This is a genomic window from Streptomyces ipomoeae 91-03, assembly GCF_000317595.1.
Classification (GTDB): domain Bacteria; phylum Actinomycetota; class Actinomycetes; order Streptomycetales; family Streptomycetaceae; genus Streptomyces; species Streptomyces ipomoeae.
The window spans coordinates 1-2,926 of the sequence record NZ_AEJC01000287.1 but is presented as its reverse complement, the minus strand read 5'-3'; the positions used below and the strand labels follow the sequence as shown (position 1 = coordinate 2,926).

Genomic DNA, 2,926 nt, shown 5'->3' with positions numbered 1-2,926 from the left:
AGCGAACCTCAGACCAGGTTCACCGAGCGCGCCGACGTCGCGCCGATCTCCTCGGCCACCTCGGTCAGCACCGGCACGGGCACCGTGTCGTCGACGGTGAGCACCGCGAGGGCCTCGCCCCCGGCGGCGGACCGGGCGACCTGCATACCGGCGATGTTGATGCCGGCCTCGCCGAAGATACGGCCGACGGTGCCGACGACACCGGGACGGTCGACGTAGCGGAAGACGACCATGTGGTCCGCGAGGGCCAGGTCGACGTCGTACTCCCCGACCGCGACGATCTTCTGGTGGTGCTTCGGACCGGCGAGCGTGCCGGAGACGGACACCTCCTCGCCGCTGCCGAGCGTGCCGCGCACCGTGACGACGTTGCGGTGGTCCGGCGACTCGGAGCTGGTCGTCAGGCGGACCTCGACACCGCGCTCCTGGGCGAACAGCGGGGCGTTCACGTACGACACCGTCTCGTCGACGACGTCCTCGAAGACACCCTTGAGGGCGCTGAGCTCCAGCACCTTCACATCGTGCTGCGTGATCTCGCCGTACACCTCGACATCGAGCCGCACCGCGACCTCACCGGCGAGCGCGGTGAAGATCCGGCCGAGACGCTCGGCGAGCGGCAGACCCGGCTTGACGTCCTCGGCGATGACACCGCCCTGGACGTTGACGGCGTCCGGCACCAGCTCACCGGCGAGGGCGAGACGGACGGAGCGGGCGACGGCGATACCGGCCTTCTCCTGGGCCTCGTCGGTGGAGGCGCCGAGGTGCGGGGTGCACACCACCTGGTCCAGCTCGAACAGCGGCGAGTCGGTGCACGGCTCCTTGGCGTACACGTCGAGGCCGGCGCCCGCGACGCGGCCCTCCTTGAGCGCCGAGTACAGCGCGGCCTCGTCGACGATGCCACCGCGCGCGGCGTTGACGATCCGCACCGACGGCTTGACCTTCGTGAGCGCCTCGGCGCCGATGAGGCCGACCGTCTCGGGGGTCTTCGGCAGGTGGACGGTGATGAAGTCGGAGACCTCGAGCAGCTCGTCCAGCGACAGGACCTTCACACCCATCTGCGCGGCGCGCGCGGGCTGCACGTAGGGGTCGTAGGCGACGACCTTCATGCCGAAGGCGGACATGCGCTGCGCGACGAGCGCACCAATACGGCCCAGGCCCACGACACCGAGGGTCTTCTCGGCCAGCTCCACACCCGTGTACTTGCTGCGCTTCCACTCGCCGTTCTTCAGGGCGGTGTTCGCCTGCGGGATGTGGCGGGCGGTGGCGAGGATGAGACCGCAGGCCAGCTCGGCGGCGGTCACGATGTTCGAGGTGGGGGCGTTGACGACCATCACGCCGGCCTTGGTGGCGGCGGAGACGTCCACGTTGTCCAGGCCGACACCGGCGCGCGCGACGACCTTCAGCTTCTTCGCGGCGGCGATGGCCTCGGCGTCGACCTTGGTGGCCGAGCGGATCAGGATCGCGTCGACGTCGGCGATGGCAGGGAGCAGTTCGGCTCGGTCCGCTCCGTTGCACTGCCGGATCTCGAAGTCCGGACCGAGCGCGTCCACCGTGGCGGGCGACAGCTCTTCAGCGATGAGTACGACTGGTTTCGAGCTCACGTGAGTCCTCACAAGTCCAATGCTGCGGACGGCCGTCCCGACGGCCGCAGGCGGTGGAGGGTGGTGGCCGCGTGGAAGACGCACGACGCTGTGGGCCTGACGCGTATGTAGTACGGCAGTGTAGTGGCGCCGAGGGCGTCGCCTCACGCCGCTACGGAAGGATCACCCGAAGGGGAAAACAGAGCCGGCCATGGCTCCGGGCGAACCCCGCCATGGCCGGCCTGCTCAGATCACGCCTCTTCGTCGTTGACCCAGCTCATGAGCTTGCGCAGCTCCTTGCCCGTGGTCTCCAGCAGGTGCTCGGAGTCCTGGGTCTTGTACTCGTTGTACTTCTTCAGACCGCCGTGGTACTCGTCCATCCACGCCTGGGCGAAGGTGCCGTCCTGGATCTCGGCGAGGACCTTCTTCATCTCGGCCTTGGTGGCGTCCGTGATGATGCGCGGGCCGGTGACGTAGTCGCCCCACTCGGCGGTCTCGGAGATCGACCAGCGCATCTTCTCCAGGCCGCCCTCGTACATGAGGTCGACGATCAGCTTCAGCTCGTGCAGGCACTCGAAGTACGCGATCTCCGGCTGGTAGCCGGCCTCGGTCAGCGTCTCGAAACCGGCCTTGACCAGCGCGGCCGTACCACCGCAGAGGACGGCCTGCTCACCGAACAGGTCGGTCTCGGTCTCCTCGGTGAAGGTCGTCTTGATGACACCGGCGCGGGTGCCGCCGATGCCCTTGGCGTACGACAGGGCGAGCGCGAAGGCGTTGCCGGTGGCGTCCTGCTCGACGGCGGCGATACAGGGAACGCCGCGGCCCTCCTCGTACTGGCGGCGGACCAGGTGGCCCGGGCCCTTGGGGGCGACCATGCAGACGTCGACGCCGGCCGGGGGCTTGATGAAGCCGAAGCGGATGTTCAGGCCGTGGCCGAAGAACAGGGCGTCGCCGTCGTTCAGGTTCGGGGCGATGTGCTCCTCGTAGACCTGGGCCTGGATCGGGTCCGGGACGAGGATCATGATGACGTCGGCCTCGGCGGCGGCCTCCGACGGGGTCACCACGCGCAGGCCCTGCTCCTCGGCCTTCGCCTTGGACTTCGAGCCCTCGTGCAGACCGACGCGGACGTCGACACCGGAGTCGCGCAGCGACAGCGCGTGGGCGTGGCCCTGGCTGCCGTAGCCGATGACCGCGACCTTGCGGCCCTGGATGATGGACAGGTCGGCGTCAGCGTCGTAGAACAGCTCGGCCACTTTGGGTTCTCTCCTTGAGTGCAGGTGTTGCGTCCCACCGTATGACGGCGGGGGGATGTGAAGTCTCGGGGTCTCGGTATACGGGCGGTCACGGGC

At 68.8% G+C, this 2,926-nt stretch carries 2 protein-coding genes; both read right to left on the bottom strand.

Annotated features, from left to right (window positions below):
• Positions 1-8: 8 nt before the first annotated feature.
• The gene (serA, locus tag STRIP9103_RS18915) at positions 9-1,598 is read right to left on the bottom strand and encodes a phosphoglycerate dehydrogenase (protein ID WP_009314773.1); all 1,590 of its coding nucleotides are present in this window, start codon (positions 1,596-1,598) and stop codon (positions 9-11) included.
• 230 nt (positions 1,599-1,828) lie between these two features.
• Positions 1,829-2,830, bottom strand: coding sequence for a ketol-acid reductoisomerase (gene ilvC / locus STRIP9103_RS18910; RefSeq protein ID WP_009314774.1), 1,002 nt, complete (start codon positions 2,828-2,830; stop codon positions 1,829-1,831).
• Positions 2,831-2,926: the final 96 nt, after the last annotated feature.